Annotated in this window: 13 protein-coding genes; 5 read left to right on the top strand and 8 right to left on the bottom strand. The window is 59.9% G+C overall.

The annotated features are described in order from the left end of the window. The first annotated feature begins 92 nt into the window (after window positions 1–92). The 4 genes from ACW9IR_RS24155 (at window position 93) to ACW9IR_RS24170 (ending at window position 3457) form a co-directional block, all read left to right on the top strand. Entirely contained in the window at window positions 93–902 is an 810-nt protein-coding gene (locus ACW9IR_RS24155; RefSeq protein WP_457465283.1) for a MetQ/NlpA family ABC transporter substrate-binding protein, read from the top strand. A 2-nt stretch (window positions 903–904) separates the two neighbouring features. Continuing rightward, entirely contained in the window at window positions 905–2026 is a 1122-nt protein-coding gene (locus ACW9IR_RS24160; protein WP_457465284.1) for a methionine ABC transporter ATP-binding protein, read from the top strand. Beyond that, a complete protein-coding gene (locus ACW9IR_RS24165) occupies window positions 2016–2660 on the top strand; it encodes a methionine ABC transporter permease (RefSeq protein WP_034151854.1) in 645 nt (214 codons plus the stop codon). Before ACW9IR_RS24160 ends, ACW9IR_RS24165 begins: the two co-directional genes overlap by 11 nt. A 170-nt stretch (window positions 2661–2830) precedes the next feature. Then, entirely contained in the window at window positions 2831–3457 is a 627-nt protein-coding gene (locus tag ACW9IR_RS24170) for a class I SAM-dependent methyltransferase (protein ID WP_457465285.1), read from the top strand. Window position 3458: 1 nt separating this feature from the next. On the opposite strand, the gene ACW9IR_RS24175 is transcribed toward ACW9IR_RS24170, so the two are convergent. The 4 genes from ACW9IR_RS24175 to ACW9IR_RS24190 all read right to left on the bottom strand — a co-directional run bounded on the left by ACW9IR_RS24175 (window position 3459) and on the right by ACW9IR_RS24190 (window position 11028). Beyond that, window positions 3459–5711, bottom strand: a complete 2253-nt coding sequence (locus ACW9IR_RS24175) for a glycoside hydrolase (protein WP_457465286.1) — start codon at window positions 5709–5711, stop codon at window positions 3459–3461. Between the two features lie 90 nt (window positions 5712–5801). Then, entirely contained in the window at window positions 5802–8867 is a 3066-nt protein-coding gene (locus ACW9IR_RS24180; protein ID WP_110720873.1) for an efflux RND transporter permease subunit, read from the bottom strand. Continuing rightward, a complete protein-coding gene (locus ACW9IR_RS24185) occupies window positions 8864–9928 on the bottom strand; it encodes an efflux RND transporter periplasmic adaptor subunit (protein ID WP_457465287.1) in 1065 nt (354 codons plus the stop codon). The genes ACW9IR_RS24180 and ACW9IR_RS24185 overlap by 4 nt, the downstream gene beginning before the upstream one ends. Beyond that, entirely contained in the window at window positions 9925–11028 is a 1104-nt protein-coding gene (locus ACW9IR_RS24190) for an efflux RND transporter periplasmic adaptor subunit (RefSeq protein WP_457465288.1), read from the bottom strand. The genes ACW9IR_RS24185 and ACW9IR_RS24190 overlap by 4 nt, the downstream gene beginning before the upstream one ends. 200 nt (window positions 11029–11228) lie before the next feature. On the opposite strand from ACW9IR_RS24190, the gene ACW9IR_RS24195 reads away from it, so the two are divergent. Further along, window positions 11229–12425, top strand: a complete 1197-nt coding sequence (locus tag ACW9IR_RS24195; RefSeq protein WP_457465289.1) for an AAA family ATPase — start codon at window positions 11229–11231, stop codon at window positions 12423–12425. Window positions 12426–13037: 612 nt separating this feature from the next. Here the strand turns inward: ACW9IR_RS24195 and ACW9IR_RS24200 are convergent. Genes ACW9IR_RS24200 through ACW9IR_RS24215 form a run of 4 tightly spaced genes read right to left on the bottom strand, consistent with a single transcriptional unit; the run spans window position 13038 to window position 15991 of the window. Next, window positions 13038–13910, bottom strand: coding sequence for a transporter substrate-binding domain-containing protein (locus ACW9IR_RS24200; RefSeq protein ID WP_102899623.1), 873 nt, complete (start codon window positions 13908–13910; stop codon window positions 13038–13040). Then, window positions 13907–14689: an amino acid ABC transporter ATP-binding protein gene (locus ACW9IR_RS24205; protein ID WP_102899624.1), complete on the bottom strand. Its 783-nt coding sequence runs from the start codon at window positions 14687–14689 to the stop codon at window positions 13907–13909. The genes ACW9IR_RS24200 and ACW9IR_RS24205 overlap by 4 nt, the downstream gene beginning before the upstream one ends. Then, window positions 14686–15345 carry an amino acid ABC transporter permease gene (locus tag ACW9IR_RS24210; RefSeq protein WP_102899625.1) on the bottom strand — a complete coding sequence of 220 codons (660 nt, stop codon included), beginning with the start codon at window positions 15343–15345 and terminating at the stop codon, window positions 14686–14688. The genes ACW9IR_RS24205 and ACW9IR_RS24210 overlap by 4 nt, the downstream gene beginning before the upstream one ends. Next, on the bottom strand, window positions 15326–15991 hold the full coding sequence (locus tag ACW9IR_RS24215) for an amino acid ABC transporter permease (protein ID WP_095113915.1): 666 nt from the start codon (window positions 15989–15991) through the stop codon (window positions 15326–15328). The genes ACW9IR_RS24210 and ACW9IR_RS24215 overlap by 20 nt, the downstream gene beginning before the upstream one ends. Window positions 15992–16839: the final 848 nt, after the last annotated feature.

Consider the following 16839-nt stretch of genomic DNA (forward strand, 5'->3'; position numbering starts at 1 on the left):
AGGGGAACGCATTCCAAATGTAGGAGTGAGCCTGCTCGCGATGAGGCCATAACAAACACCACAAATTTCATGCACTGACTGGAAAAACCATCATGACCCAGAAAATCCTGTCCCACCCAGTCAAAGCACTGGCCCTGGCCCTCGGCCTGTTCAGCTCGGCCATCTTCGCCGCCGATGCCCCGTTGAAAATCGGCACCACCGCCGCCTTCGCCATCCCGCTGGAAGCCGCTGTCGAAGAAGCCTCCAAGCAAGGCCTGAAAGTCGAACTGGTGGAGTTCACCGACTGGATCGCACCGAACGTCAGCCTCGCCGCCGGCGACATCGACGTGAACTACTTCCAGCACATCCCGTTCCTCGAAAACGCCAAAGCCGCGTCGGGTTTTGATCTGGTGCCATTCGCCCCGGGGATCATCAACAACGTCGGCCTCTATTCGAAAAAATACAAAAGCTTCGACGAGTTGCCCGAAGGCGCCAGCGTCGCCATCGCCAACGATCCGATCAACAGCGGTCGCGGCCTGCAGCTGCTGGCCAAGGCCGGCTTGATCACACTGAAACCGGGCGTTGGTTACAAGGCCACCGAAGACGACATCGTCGCTAATCCAAAAAAGATCAAAATTCTGCAAGTCGAAGCCGTGCAATTGGTACGCGCCTACGACGACGCCGATCTGGTCCAGGGTTACCCCGCCTACATCCGTTTGGCGAAGACCTTCGATGCAGGTTCCGCGCTGCTGTTCGACGGTCTCGACCACAAGGAATACGTGATCCAGTTCGTCATCCAGCCGAAGAGCAAAACCGATCCGCGCCTGATCAAGTTCGTCGACATCTACCAGCACTCACCAGCCGTTCGCGCGGCACTGGATAAGGCTCACGGCAAGCTGTATCAAGCCGGTTGGGAAAGCTGAGCATGACGGCCGCGATCCAACGGCGACTGGAAACTCCAGAACCACACACTGCTGAAAAAACCGAGCTGCACCCCGAGCTGAATCGCGCCCACGTACGCTTCATCGGTCTGGGCAAAACCTACAACGGCCGGCAAGGCCCGGTCGCGGCTTTGCAGGGCATCGATCTGGCGATTCAGCGCGGTGAAGTGTTCGGCATCATCGGCCGCAGCGGCGCCGGCAAGTCGTCGCTGATTCGCACGATCAATCGTCTGGAGCAGCCAACGTCTGGGCGGGTTTTGATCGATCAGGTCGACATTGGCGAGTTCGATGAAGACCGTCTGGTAGCGCTACGCAGGCGCATCGGCATGATCTTCCAGCACTTCAATCTGATGTCGGCCAAGACGGTTTGGCAGAACGTCGAACTGCCGCTGAAAGTCGCGGGCGTCGCGAAAGAACAACGTGAAAAAAAGGTGCGCGAACTGCTCGAACTGGTTGGCCTGGAGGAAAAGCACAAGGCTTATCCGGCGCAGCTTTCCGGTGGGCAGAAACAGCGTGTCGGCATCGCCCGCGCGCTGGTGCATGACCCGGATATTCTGCTCTGCGACGAAGCCACTTCGGCGCTCGATCCAGAGACCACCCAGTCGATCCTCGGCCTGCTGCGCGAAATTAATAGACGCCTGGGTCTGACCATCGTCCTGATCACTCACGAGATGGCGGTGATCCGCGAAATCTGCGACCGCGTTGTCGTGCTTGAGCACGGGCGGGTTGTCGAGCAAGGCCCAGTCTGGGAAGTGTTCGGCAATCCGCAGCATGAGGTCAGCCAGACCTTGCTCGCGCCGCTGCAACACGCGCTGCCGGAAGAATTGCAAAGCCGTTTGCAGACGCAGCCGCCCTCCTCCGACGCCGCTGTGGTGCTGCGCCTGCAATTCACCGGCAGTGCCAGCGACGAGCCGGATCTGGGCGCACTGTTCGCCGCGCTCGGCGGGCGGGTGAAATTGCTTCAGGGCGGCGTCGAACGGATTCAGGGTCACGCGCTGGGGCAACTGTTGTTGGCTGTCAGCGACTCAGCGTTCAGCGCCGAACAATTGCGCGAGCGCGCCGCACCGTGGGCGCAGCGAGTGGAGGTAGTGGGTTATGTGGTTTGATCGCTTGCTGCAGGGCTTTATCGATACGTTTCTGATGGTCGGCGTATCTTCGCTGATCGCGCTGCTGGTGGGGATTCCCATGGCGGTGATTCTGGTCACCAGCGACAAGGGCGGGATCTACGAGGCCCCGGTGTTGAACCGTGCCTTGGGCGCGTTCGTGAATCTGTTCCGCTCGATCCCGTTTCTGATTCTGATGGTCGCGCTGATTCCATTTACCCGCTTGATTGTCGGTACCACCTACGGTGTCTGGGCTGCCGTCGTGCCGCTGACGATTGCCGCCACGCCGTTCTTTGCACGGATTGCTGAAGTGAGTTTGCGCGAGGTTGATCATGGTTTGATCGAGGCTGCGCAGGCGATGGGCTGCCGGCGTTGGCATATCGTCTGGCATGTGCTGTTGCCGGAAGCGCTGCCGGGGATTGTCGGCGGTTTCACCATTACGCTGGTGACGATGATCAACTCGTCGGCCATGGCCGGGGCGATTGGCGCGGGTGGGTTGGGGGATATCGCCTATCGCTATGGGTATCAGCGCTTTGACAGCCAGATCATGCTGACAGTGATTGTGTTGCTGGTGGCTCTGGTGGCGGTGATTCAGTTGGGTGGGGACCGGTTGGCGCGGGGGTTGAACAAGCGCTGAGCTCATCCGGAATCATGCCGCGCCTCTGAAACCGCTTTCGCGAGCAGGCTTGCTCCCACATTTGGAATGCGTTCCCCTGTGGGAGCGAGCCTGCTCGCGAATGGCTGCGCAGCAGCCCCGAACTCGATGGCGTATATTCGGCAAATCCCAATTGCCCGCGTATCCCCACCATGAAGCAGACCCCCAACGATCTCGAACAGATCACCACCACCACCCTCGGCCACTACAACTCGGTGGCTGAAGACTTCCGTGAAGGCACCCGCGACCACGATGTCAGCCAGAACATCGATGCGCTGCTGCGGCATATTCAAGGTGTGGCGCCGTTCACGGTTCTGGATTTCGGCTGCGGGCCGGGGCGGGATTTGCAGACGTTTATGCGTATGGGGCACATCGCCGTGGGTCTCGACGGTTCCCAAGAGTTTGCGCGAATGGCCCGTGAGGACAGTGGATGCGAGGTGCTGCAACAGGACTTTCTGAAACTCGATCTGCCGGCTGAACGCTTCGACGGAATCTTCGCCAACGCGGTGCTGTTTCATGTGCCATTGCAGGAATTGCCACGGGTTTTGCAACAGCTGCGCGATACCTTGAAACCGGGCGGTGTGCTGTTCAGCTCTAACCCGCGCGGGGATAACCGCGAGGGCTGGAACGGGCCGCGCTATGGCTCGTATCACGATCTGGAGGCATGGCGCGGGCTGCTTGCCCGCGCCGGATTCGTCGAACTGGAACACTACTTCCGTCCCGCCGGCCTGCCGCGCGAGCAGCAGCCGTGGTTGGCCAGCGTCTGGCGCAAAGGCTGAGTCAGGGAGTTGCCTGCACCCGGTAGTGGCTGACGGTACCTTCCGGCAGCAGCAGCGTGACGCTCTCGCCGGGCAGGGTCCGACCGTCCACTTCACGCGGGGCTGGATCGAAGTTGGCCAGCAGCCGAGTGCCGTCTTCAAATGAAGTCTGCTGCACCCGCCGATCTTCGCTCAGCCATTGGAAACCGGTCAGCGCCTGCGTCGCCAGGCGCTCATGCAGCGGACGGAAGAATGCGTCCTGGCGGGCCATCAGCGGCAATCGCTGCGCCAGCGTCGCCGCACTCAGGTGGTACAGCGGCGGCACGTTGTAAAGCAATTGCGTCAGTTCGTTTTCCACCCTTGCGTTGCTCAATTTAAGGCTGTCGAACAACCAGTGATGGGTGGTGATGAGCGAGCCGTGGAACACCGCTTGATACAGCGGCAAACGGCTGGCCGGGTCAAAGTGAATGCGCCGCAATGGTTCCTTTATTGGCACGGATTTGAAGAACACGGCCGGTTGCTCCGGCGGAAACCACTTGCCGACAAAGTATTCCGAATCCGGGTTTTTACTCATGTCGGCATCACCCCAGCCGATCACCGGTGTCTGCATGCCATGGGCGAACAGCACGCCTTGGGCCGTCGTTGCATTGCCGTCTTCTGAGCCGCTGGGCAATTGCAGCACTTCATTGATCCAGCGCGACGCCTCGACATTGCCTTCGGCGTTCTGTGCCTGTGTCATTGGGGCATCCGCACGGTAGCTGTCGAACACCATGCCTGTGGCGTAGGCGTCGAGAAACCAGCTGTTGAAACCAGCGGCGACGCTGACCGCTTTGACTCGTTTCTCCAGCAGAGGGCGCACGCAACGTGGGTCGGTGTAGTGACCTGATTGCTGAAAACCGCTTTTCAGCGTGCGATTTTCCAGCACGATGGCGCACTCGCGGTAAGCCGTGTCACCCAGATGCGCGGTGGTCCAGTCCGGGTTCTCATCCCGACTCAGCGCCGTCTCGTAAGAATCATATGGCGCCAGCAGATACCCGGCCTTCACGCCTGCTCGAACCGCCTCGGGATGCCAGAGCCCGCCCTCCCACCCCTCACCAAGACCCAGCCACAAGCGCGACAGCCCGGCGTTTTGCAATTGCGCAATGGAGTCCAGCGACAGGGTGCTGCCCCATTGCTCGGGCCTGGCTGTGACGGCACCGGCGAATTCGCGGGCCAGTTGGCCACGCAGGGCAGCGTAACCGTTGACCAGTGCTTGCATGTCCGGCACCGCGCGGGCCTGCCAGGTTTTGCGCGCCTGAGTGTTCAGCGCCCGATTGAGGCTGCGCAGCAGAATGCTTTGCTGATAACGATTGAGCACGGTCTGCGTGGCGAGCAGTTGCAAGGCTTCAGTATCCATGCCGCCGCGCAACGCACCGGCAAGGTAGGTCTGGCCGCGCAACTTGCCTAGCAACGCCGGCCAGTCACGCACATCCTTTTGCCCCAGCAGATCGTTACCCCACAGGTAGACATGACTGGCGCCCAACAGCTTTCGCGATGTCGGTGTTTTCTCAAGCTTGCTGCTCAGGCTTTCGTGACGGCCGGTGTCGATCCGCCATTGTCGGTAGCGCTTGGCACCGGCCAGCGGCTCGGCGTCACCCAGAAACAGGCTGAACGTCAGCGCTGTCGACGGCTTGAGTGAGGTGAATTGATGCCGCACCGACAAAGCGAGCGCATCGCCCTCAGCGCTGAACAGCAGTTGATTGTTGTAGGGGTTGCTCAGCAACCAGTTGAGACTGAATCCCTTATGCTCGACGCCCCAGATCGGCAGACTCATATCCTGAGTGGCATTGAGCACCCCTTGACTCACCAGAAACGCCTGCCACACCGGATCGCCGCGCGGCACATAATGGCCCTCGGCCAAGGGCCAGATCAGGCCCTTGCCCATGGCATTGCCGGGCTGGCGCAAGAACTCAAGTTCAGCCGGGGCGCGTGCGGTGATCGAGAAGTTCAGGTCACGTTGATCGAGATCAACGCTGATTGACCAGGCGCCATCGTCCCATTGCCAGTCGACACGATTGTCACGTTGCACCAGGTTGCTGATCCTGTGCGCAGCGACGCCCGTCGATGCCTGCACAGTCGCGCCGTTGGCCGGGGTGACTCGCACGGCGAGGGTTGCGGGGTCGAGCTGTACGCGCCACAGCGGGTTCACCAAAAGGATGTCGGCCAGCGATGAGGGCGACAGGCACAGGCCGGCCACTAACAGCAGTTGGCGCAACCAGCAAGTGACAGTCGACATCAGGCGTCCCTCCTCCAAATGGAGGAAGGACGGTAACGCAAGGCATCACAGTTGTAAGTCAGACCTTTCCCAAAGGTGTAACAAACACACTCAGTGGGTCGATGACGAAGCGTCCTTCTTCGGCTCGCGGATCTTGTACCAAGCCACATAAAGCGCCGGCAGGAACAGCAACGTCAGCAACGTTGCGACCACAATGCCGCCGATCATCGCGTACGCCATCGGCCCCCAGAACACTTCGCGGGCAATCGGGATCATGCCCATGCTCGCCGCCGCTGCGGTCAGCAGGATCGGCCGACGCCGATGTTCGGTCGCCTCGACCACCGCGTCCCACGGCGCATAGCCCTTCTTCTCGAACTCATCGATCTGCGTCACCAGAATCACCGAGTTGCGGATGATGATGCCGATCAGCGCGAGAATCCCGAGAATCGCCACGAAGCCCATCGGCGTGCCGGTCGGCACCAGCGCCAGCACCACGCCGATCAGTCCCAGCGGCGCGACACTGGCGACGAGGAACATCTTCTGCACGCTGTGCAACTGGATCATCAGGAACGTCGCCATCAAAAACAGCATCAACGGCAAGACCTTGGCGATCGGTCCCTGGGCCTTGCCGCTTTCCTCGACCGTACCGCCGGTGGCGACTTTGTAACCGACCGGCAGTTTCTCGGCGAAGGCATCAATCGATGGCTTGAGCAGTTTCACCAGATCGGTCGGCTGGATCTCGTCGCGCACCGAGGCCTTGATGGTGATGGTCGGCAAGCGGTCGCGACGCCACACCAGCGGCTGTTCCAGCTCATAGCGCACAGTGGCGAACGCCAGTAACGGAATCGATGTGCCGTTGGGCGTAACGATCTGCAGATTCTGCAGGGTTTCCGGCGTACCACGCTCCGAATTCACCGCCCGGCCGACCACATTGATCAGGTAGATGTCGTCGTTGACCTGGGTCAGAGGCGCGCCGCTGACGATGCTGTTCATCAGGTTCGCCACGTCTTCGGAGGACAACCCGAGCTGGCGCGCCTTGTCTTGGGCGATGTCGATGCGCAGGACTTTGCCCGGCTCGTTCCAGTCGTAAATGATCTCGCCGATGTGCGAGTTCTTGTCCAGTTCGGTGGCCAGATCGATGGCGTGCTTGCGCACTTGATCGATGTCCTTGCCACTGACCCGGTACTGGATCGGCCGCCCCACCGGCGGGCCCATTTCCAGCGCCTGGACGTAACTGCCGATGCCGACGAAGTCCTTGTGCAAGCGCTCGCGCAGGCGCTGACTCAGTGCCTCCCGGGCCTCGAAGTCTTTGCTGACGATCACCAGTTGTGCGTAGTACGGGTTTTGCAATTGCTGGTCGAGCGGCAGGTAGAAACGGATCGCGCCCTGACCGATGTAGGTGCTCCAGCGCACAATGTCCGGGTCGCCTTTGAGGGTTTCTTCCAGCTTGTCGACGGCCTTGCGTGTTTCGTCGATGGAGGCGTTCTGCGGCAGGTTCAGGTCGACGAGAATTTCCGGGCGGTCCGATGCCGGGAAGAACTGGTTCTGCACAAAGCGCATGCAAAAAATCGACAGGACAAACAGCAGCACGGTGATGCCGATCGCCCACCAGCGATTGCGCATCGCCCACAACAGACCGCCATTGAACGCACGCCCGACGCGGCCCGGCTCGGCGTCATGGGGCTTCACGTTGGCGCTGAGAATGTGCACGCCGATCACCGGAGCGAAGAACACCGCGACAATCCACGACACAATCATGGCCACGGCAATCACCGCAAACAGCGTGTAGGTGTACTCACCGGCGGAACTGGCGTTGAGGCCGATCGGCACGAAACCGGCGACCGTCACCAGCGTCCCCGTTAGCATCGGGAACGCCGTCGAGGTGTACGCGTACGTCGCGGCCTCCTCCTTGCTCTCGCCCATTTCCAGGCGCGTGACCATCATTTCCACGGTGATCATCGCGTCGTCCACCAACAGGCCGAGGGCGATGATCAGTGCACCGAGAGAAATCCGCTGCATGGTGATGCCACTGTATTCCATGAACACAAACACCATCGCCAGCACCAGCGGAATCGAGCATGCCACCACCAGACCGGCGCGCACGCCGAGGCTGATGAAGCTGACCACCAGCACGATGATCACCGCCTCGAACAGGGCACTGGTAAAGCCACCGACCGCTTCTTCCACCACCACCGCCTGATCGGACACGGTGTGCACACCCACGCCAACCGGCAAGTCTGCGGTCAGTTCATCGATGCGCTGGTGCAACGCCTTGCCGAACTCCTGAACGTTGCCGCCCTTCTGCATGGCAATCGCCAGACCGATGGCCGGTTTGCCGTCGAAGCGGAATTCCGGGGTAGCCGGATCGGTGTAACCGCGCGTGATGTCGGCGATGTCAGCCAAACGATAGAAACGGTCGTTGAGCTTGAGATTGACCTCGGCGAGATCTTTTTCCGAGGCGAACTGCCCCGAAGTGCGCACGGAAATCCGCTCAGGGCCGGCCTCGATCACACCGGCCGGGGTCACGGCGTTCTGCGATTGCAGGCTCTGCACAACCTGACGCTGATCGATACCCAACGCCGCCAGTTTGCGGGTAGAGAAGTTCAGATAAATCACTTCGTCCTGCTGGCCGATCATTTCGATCTTGCCCAGCCCCGGTACATTGCGGATCTCGGCCCGCGCCTGTTCTACGTAATCGCGCAACTGGCGCATGGTCAGGCCGTCGGCGGTGAAGGCGTAGACCGAGCCGAACACATCACCGAACTCGTCGTTGAACCCGGGCCCTTGAATACCTTGGGGGAACTGCCCGCGAATGTCGTCGATCTTCTTGCGCACCTGGTACCAGATTTCCGGGATGTCCTTGGCGCTGGTGGTGTCGCGCAGGTACACGTACACCGTCGATTCGCCGGGGCGCGTGTAGCTTTTCACGTAGTCGAGAGAGTCGAGTTCTTCGAGCTTTTTCTCGATGCGGTCGGTGACCTGCGCGAGGGTTTCTTCCTGGGTCGCGCCCGGCCATTTGGTCTGGATCACCATGGTTTTGATGGTGAACGACGGGTCTTCTTCGCGGCCCAGATTGAAGTACGAGAACACGCCCATCAGCAACGCGACGAACATCAGGTACCAGACGAATGACTGATGCTTGAGGGCCCATTCGGAGAGGTTGAAAGAGCCTTTCATTGACTGTCCTCGTCAAGTTTTACCGATTGTCCGGGTTTGAGGCTGTTGACGCCGGCGCTGACCACACGCTCGCCGTTCTTCACGCCGCCCGCGAGCACCACGCTGCTGTCGGTGCGGCTGATCACGCTGACGTCGCGGGGGCTGACGGTTTTGCTCTGGGTGTCGATGACCCAGATCCGTGGTTTGCCGTCGACCTCCTGCACAGCGGTAGCCGGCAATTCGATGCGCGGTTTGATCGCCGAACTGAGGGTCACGCTGATCGCCGTGCCGAGGCGGAAACCGTCCGGTGTCTCGGCCAGCGTCAGGCGTGCGCGACGAGTGCGTGTGGCGCTTTGCGCCTGCGGTTCGATCTCGCGAAGGATTGCCGTGGTGTTGATGCTCGGGTCGAGTTGCCCGGCCACCAGAAATACCACGTCGGAAGGAATCTGATCGACCAGGGTGTCCGGCAGATCGATCACCGCTTCCTTGATGTCCGGTTGCGCCAGGGTCACGACCTGCTGACCCGCCGTCACTACCTGCCCGGCTTCGGCGTTCCATGCGGTGACCACGGCTTTATGGTCGGAACGCAGTTCGGTGTAGCCGAGCTGGTCCTTGCTTTGATTGACCGCCGCCCGTGCCTGGTCCAGCGAGGCCTGGGTGGTTTTCAAGTCCGTGGTGGCGATGTCCAGTTGTGCCTGCGCTCCTACGCCACGATCGAACAGCGCCTGCTGACGGCGGGCATTGGCCTGGGCATTGATCAGTTGCGCCTGAACCTTGGCCAGGTCGCCCTGGGCCGAACGCAATTGGTTCTGCTGATCAGACGGATCGAGGGTGGCGAGCAGCGTACCCTTCCCCACTTCGGTACCGACATCGACGTTGCGGCTGGCGATGCGGCCACCGACGCGGAAACCGGTGTTGCTTTCATAACGCGCCTGGATGCTACCGGCGAAACGCCCGAGGCTTTCCTCGCTCAACGCTTGAACCTTGACCGATAACACCGGACGTACCGGCTCCGGAGGTGGCTCGCTTTTCGAGCAAGCCGCCAGCAACATCCCCACGGATAACAGCCCCAGACGCTTCATGGCTGTGCTCCCGGTTGCAGACCCTTGTAGGTGTTTTCAGCGATTTCGACTTTCATGCCGGGATGCAGCAACTGGCCACCGGCGACAATGACTTTCTCCCCGCCCTTGAGGCCTTCGCTGATGATGACCTTGCCGATCAGGTAGCGGCCGACGGTCACGTTGTGCAACTGCGCTTCACCTTTATCGTCGACCATCCACACCGCCGGATCACTGATGTTTTTCGTCAGCGCCGACCATGGCAATTCGACTGCCGACTTGCCGCTGCCCTTGGCAGTGGCGCTGACCACCGAGCCCAGCTGCATCCCTTGTGGCAGGCTGTCGAGGCTGACTTTGACTTGCACCGTGCCGGACTGCGCCGACACCGCCGGAGTGATTTCACGCACCGTACCGGTGGTTTTGATGGCAGGGTTATCGAGCAGGCTGACGACGATCGACGGATCCGCAGGACGCTCGGCCAGCAGCGATTCGTAGACGTTGAATACCGCGTCACGGTCGCCGTCGCGGGCCAACGAAAAAATCGGCGCCGTGGCCTGCACCACTTGGCCGACTTCGGCTTGGCGCTCGGTAATCACGCCCGGCGCATCGGCAATCAACGCGGTGTAGCTGAGCTGATCCTTGGCGTTGGCCAATTGCGCCTGCGCCGCACTCAAGGCGCTCTGGCTGCTGCGCAACGCGGCTTGGGCGGAATCGTATTCGCTTTGGCTGGTGTAGCCCTTGGGCAGGAGTTTTTGCTGGCGCACGAACGCCGCGGCACTCTGTTTCACCCGGGCTTGTTCAGCGACCACCTGGGCTTGAGCCGAATCGACGTTGGTCTGCAAATCCTTGGGGTCGAGTTTGGCCAGCACTTGTTTGGCGGTGACGCGATCGCCGACGTCGACCATGCGCTGGATGATCTTGCCGCCGACGCGGAACGACAGTTCGGTCTGCACGCGCGCCTGCACGTCACCGGTCAATGTCACCGAAGCCGCGTAATCCGTGGGCTTGACCTCTTGTACAAAAACCCGTGGCAGGTACTCAGCGGGGGCTTTTTTCTCGCCGCAAGCGGTCACCAAGGTGAGCAGACTCAGCACGACCGCTGTTTTCAAACCGAGACTCGCCATGCAGACTCCTTCCTGTGTACGAACGTGCAAGTGACGATACGACTGTGAGCTTAGAACAGGGTTCAACGTTCGCCCGTTCGTCCCCCATATTTCCTCTAGGAGCTGCCGGAGGCTGCGATCTTTTGATCTTTTAAAAACAACATCAAAAGATCGCAACCTTCGGCAGCTCCTACAATAGGCGCCTGAAGAGAAGGAATTCCATGCTCAATACTCTCGCGGTGGCCAATTACCGTTCGATCAACAAACTGGTGATCCCGCTCGGCCGGCTGAACCTGATCACCGGCCCCAACGGCAGCGGCAAATCCAATCTATACCGAGCCTTGCGCCTGCTGGCGGAAACCGCTCAGGGTGGCGTGGTCAATGCGCTGGCCCGTGAGGGTGGGCTGGAGTCGACCTTCTGGGCCGGGCCGGAAACCATCAGCCGGCGTATGCGCAACGGCGAAGTGCCTATTCAGTCGACGGTGCGTCAGGCTGTGAAGCGACTGCGCCTGGGGTTCGCCGGAGAAGATTTCAGTTATTCGATCAGCCTCGGCCTGCCCGATTCCAACGGGCACTTCATGTTGCCCGAACATTCACGGCCGATCCCCTCGCGCTTCAGCCTCGACCCGCAGATCAAGCGCGAATGCATCTGGGCCGGTGCGCTCTACCGTCCCGCCAGCCTGCTGGTGGATCGTGACGGCCCGATGATTCGTGCACGTACCGAGCGCCAATGGGATGTACTGGCGCAACACACGCCGAACTTTGACAGCCTGTTCGACCAAGTCGGCAGCCTGCGCAGCTCACCGGAAGTGTTCCAGATGCGCGAGTTCATTCGTCGCTGGCGCTTTTACGATCACTTTCGCAGCGATGCCGATGCACCGGTGCGCCAACCGCAATTGGGTACGCACACGCCAGTGCTGCATCACGACGGCCGTGATCTGGCGGCGGCGTTGCAGACCATCATCGAGATTGGTGACGGCGATGCCATGCGTGCGGCGATTACCGATGCGTTTCCTGGCGCGCGGGTGCATATCGAAGCGCAGGCCGGTGGACGGTTTGCCATCGAGTTTTATCAGGAAGGTTTGTTGCGGCCATTGTCGGCGGCGGAGCTGTCGGACGGGACGTTGCGTTATCTGCTGTTGGTTGCGGCACTACTGACGCCGAGGCCGCCGTCGCTGATGGTGCTGAACGAACCGGAAACCAGCCTGCACCCGGATCTGTTGCCGGCGTTGGCGCGGTTGATTATTCGTGCGTCCGAGCAGTGTCAGGTGTGGGTGGTGTCGCATGCGCGGCGGTTGATTTCGGCGTTGCAGGAAGATCCGGAATGCAATTGCATTGTGCTGGAGAAAACCCTGGGGCAGACCGGGATTGTCGGGCAGGGGGTGCTGGATGAGCCGGCGTGGAATTGGCCGGATTGAGCGTTCCAGCCAAAAGCCCCTCACCCTAACCCTCTCCCAGAGGGAGAGGGGACTGATTGGGGGATGCTCAAGAGTGACGCCGACGTGAAAATGCATCTGTGAATCCACAATCGACTCGTTTCCGCAGGTCAATGTCTGATGCAAGACACCTCGGTCGGCTCCCTCTCGCTACGGGAGAGGGGACTGATTGTGGGATGCTGTTGAATTACTCCGACCTGAAAATGACTCTGTGAATCCATAATCGACTCGGTTTGTCAGGTCGATGTCCGATGCAAGACAACTCGGTCGGCTCCCTCTCCCTTCAGGAGAGGGGACTGACTGGGGATGCTGTTGAATTACTCCGACCTGAAAATGACTCTGTGAATCCATAATCGACTCGGTTTGTCAGGTCGATGTCCGATGCAAGACAACTCGGTCGGCTCCCTCTCCCTTCAGGAGAGGGGACTGACTGGGGATGCTGTTGAATTACGCCGACCTGAAAATGACTCTGTGAATCCATAATCGACTCGGTTTTTCAGGTCGATGTATGACGCAGGACACCTCGGTCGGCTCCCTCTCCTTCGGGAGAGGGCTGGGGTGAGGGGCAGGCCTCACCACCGATTCAACAGGCAATCACCCCTGCCACTTGCCACCCTCGACAATCACGCTCTCAGGCTTGGTGTCATCGCTCAGCTCTTTACGCACATATTGGTCATACAGCTTGAGCAGATACTTCTCCTCACCCAGCTTGGCCAGCTCGGTATTCACCCAGTCACGCAGCTCGATATTGCCCTTCTTCACCGCCGGCGCAATCGGCGCTTCGGCACCGAGCTTTTCATCCAGCACGCGATAGCCCGGGTTCTGCTTGGCCCAGCTGAACAGCACCAGATTGTCCTGCGCATAGGCATCGCCACGACCATTGGCCAGGGCTTGCAGCGATTCGGAGTTTTTCTCGAACTTGAGCAGTTTCCAGTCCGGGTGATTCTTGGTCAGCCAGATATCCGCAGTGGTGCCCGTGGTGACGATGGTGGTGCGGGTCGCCAGGTCATCAAGGTTTTTCACCGAGCTGCTTTGCGGCACCAGCGCCTGCACCGCAACCTTGAGGTTCGGGTTGGTGAATTCCACTGCTTCCTTGCGCTCAGGCGTGACGGTCATGTTGGCGAGGATCAGGTCGACCTTGTCGCTTTGCAGGAACGGAATGCGGCTTGCCGGCTCGACGGCAACGAACTCGACCTTGTTTTCATCGCCGAGCAGATCCTTGGCGAAACGCCGGCCGATGTCGGTATCGAAACCTACGTAGCGCCCCGCTTCATCGACAAAACCGAACGGCGGTTTATCGGTAAATACGCCGACGATCAGTTTGTCGCGAGCCTTGATCTTGTCCAGATAACCAGCCGGCGCAGCGCTTTCGCTGGCGACTTTCGGCTTTGGCGGTTCTTCGGTTTTGCTGCAACCGGCGAGCAAGGCGAGGCTGAGCAGGGGCAGTAAAAAAGCGGCAGTTTTCATAACAGTTCCAGTTCCTTTGTCGGATTCGTTTTTGGCAGTGTTGCAACGAAGGAGAACTTCTCCAGAAACTGCTGCGCGCGTGCGGTTTGCGGGTTCGTAAAGAAAATCTCGGGCGGGTTCTGTTCAAGGATGCGCCCGGCATCCATGAACACGATGCGGTCGGCCACCGCACGGGCGAAGGCCATTTCATGAGTGACGATCAACAGGGTCATGCCTTCGCGAGCGAGGCCCTGAATGACCTGCAAAACTTCCTTGACCATCTCCGGGTCGAGGGCCGCGGTGACTTCGTCGAAGAGCATCACCCGTGGGTTCATGCACAACGAGCGGACGATGGCGATGCGTTGCTGCTGGCCGCCGGACAGCTGACGCGGGAAAGCGTCGCGCTTGTCGGCCAGGCCAACGCGTTCGAGCAGGGCTTCGGCTTGCTGCTGCGCCTCGCGGCGCTGACGTTTTTGCACCTTCAGCGGCCCAAGCAGCAGATTGTCGAGCACACTCATGTGCGGAAACAGGTGATAACTCTGGAACACCATACCGATCTGCTGACGGATCTCGCGCCAGTCGGTGGCCTTGTCCAGCAGTTCACGGCCGAGAAATTTCAGGCTGCCGCTGTGGGCCTCTTCCAGGCCATTGAGGCAACGCAACAAGGTGCTTTTGCCGCAGCCGCTGGGGCCGAGGATGACGATCACTTCGCCGCTCTGCACCTGCAGGTCGATGCCGTTGAGCACTTGCTGCTCGCCATAGAATTTGTTGAAACCGTGAAACTCGATCAATGCGCTCATGCTTGCGTCCAGCGCCGCTCCAGCACGCGCGAGGCGGCCGAGAGCGGGTAGCAGATGAAAAAGAAAAACAGAAACAAAGCGCCGTAGATCAGCACCGATTCGTAAGTACGCTCGATGATTTGCTGGCCGACTTTGATCACGTCGACCACACCGATCAGCACCGCCAGCGAGCTGGTCTTGATGATTCGCGTGTAGACGTTGATGGTCGGCGGCGTCATGCGTTTCAGCGCTTGCGGCAGCAGCACGTAGCCGTAGAGTTGCGCGGTGTTCAGACCGATCGACAGCCCCGCTTCACGCTGCCCGCGTGGCAACGAATGCAGCGCACCACGCGCCACTTCGCCGACCTCGCTGGCGCCCCACAGCGACAGCACCAGCACCGCGCACCAAAAACTGGGAATGCTCAGGCCGAAGAAAATCGGCAGACCGAAGAACAACAGATACAACCAGACCAGCACCGGGATCGCCCGGAACAGCTCCAGATACACCCGCAAAATCGCGTTCAGCCATGTCACGTTGAGCGTGCGCAACACGCCGTAGAGCACGCCACCGACGGTGCTGATGGCGATGCTCAGAAACGAGATCGACAAGGTTTGTCCGGCGCCCTTGGCCAATTGCGGCAACGACACCCAGAGCAACTCAAGACCCGAACTGGCCATGCTGGAGCCTCCTTTCCAGACGGCTGAGCAGCAACGACAGCGGCAAGAACAACAGCACGCAGATCAGCGTCAGCACGGCGAGCATTTCGTAGGTTTTGTAATAGAGCGCGATGTAGCTCTTGGTGGTGTAGAGAATTTCCGGCACCGCCACCGCCGAGACCACGGTGGTTTCCTTGAGCAGAAAAATGAAATTGGCGAACAGCGACGGCAGGCTGAGAATCCCCGCTTGCGGCAGGATCACGTAGCGCAGCAACTGGCCGTGGGACAGGCCAATCGAACGCCCCGATTCCAGTTGCGCCTGCGGCACCGCATCGACGCCGGCACGCAACACTTCGGTGAGGTAAGCGCCGCCGAGGAAGGTCATGGTGATGATCGCGGCGGTGAAACCGGAAACCTGGACCCCCACTGCCGGCAAGGCGAAGTAAACGAAGAACAACTGGATCAACAGCGGTGTGTTGCGCGCCAGCTCCACATACAGGCCGACCAGTTTTTGCAGATATGGCGTGCGGAACACCAGAATCGTCGCGTTGAGCAGCGCCACCAGCAGCGAGGTGCCAATGGCGATGAATCCGACCTGCAGCGTCACGCCCACGGCTTTGAGAAACGCCGGCAGGGTGCTGAGGATAAAAGCGTAATCGAAGGTCATGACGCGTCCTGGACATCGCTCGGTAAGCGACGGTGGTGCAGTCCATGGACAGCGGATGGCTGTCCGGCAAGCACCGACTTTATAGGTATAAAAACAAGAATTTAAATACCGTTAAAGCATATTGATATCACCCAAAAAACTATCCTGTGGGTTTGCCGGGAAGGAATAAGAAGGCTATTTTCCTTTGCGCTGTAGGACGGATCTTTTTTTCACGAAAGCCCTCCAAGGATGAACAGCTTTTGGCCAGACTCCCCCCGGCCAATTACATAACAGGGAAGAGAACATGGACGTAAAAGTGCCGCAGCGACTGGATCCGCAGGAGATTGTGAAATTGTTGGTGGCGTTGAGGCGGGCGTTGAAGGCTCAGGTGGCCTGAGGTCAAGATCAACAGCACCCTCACCCCAGCCCTCTCCCGGAGGGAGAGGGGGCCGACCGAGGTGTCTGGCGTTTTACATCGACCTGAAAGATCGAGTCGATTATGGATTCGGCAGAGATCTTTCACATCGGCGTACCTCTACAGCATCCCCCAAACAGTCCCCTCTCCCTCTAGGAGAGGGAGCCGACCGAGGTGTCTTGCGTCAAACATCGACCTGAAAGATCGAGTCGATTAAGGATTCGGCAGAGATCTTTCACATCGGCGTACTTCTACAGCATCCCCCGATCAGTCCCCTCTCCCTCTAGGAGAGGGAGCCGACCGCGGTGTCTGGCGTTTTACATCGACCTGAAAAATCAAGTCGATTATGGATTCGGCAGAAATCTTTCACGTCGGCGTATTTCTACAACATCCCCCAATCAGTCCCCTCTCCCTCTAGGAGAGGGAGCCGACCGAGGTGTCTTGCGTCAAACAT

Source organism: Pseudomonas sp. SDT291_1_S447, assembly GCF_054070155.1.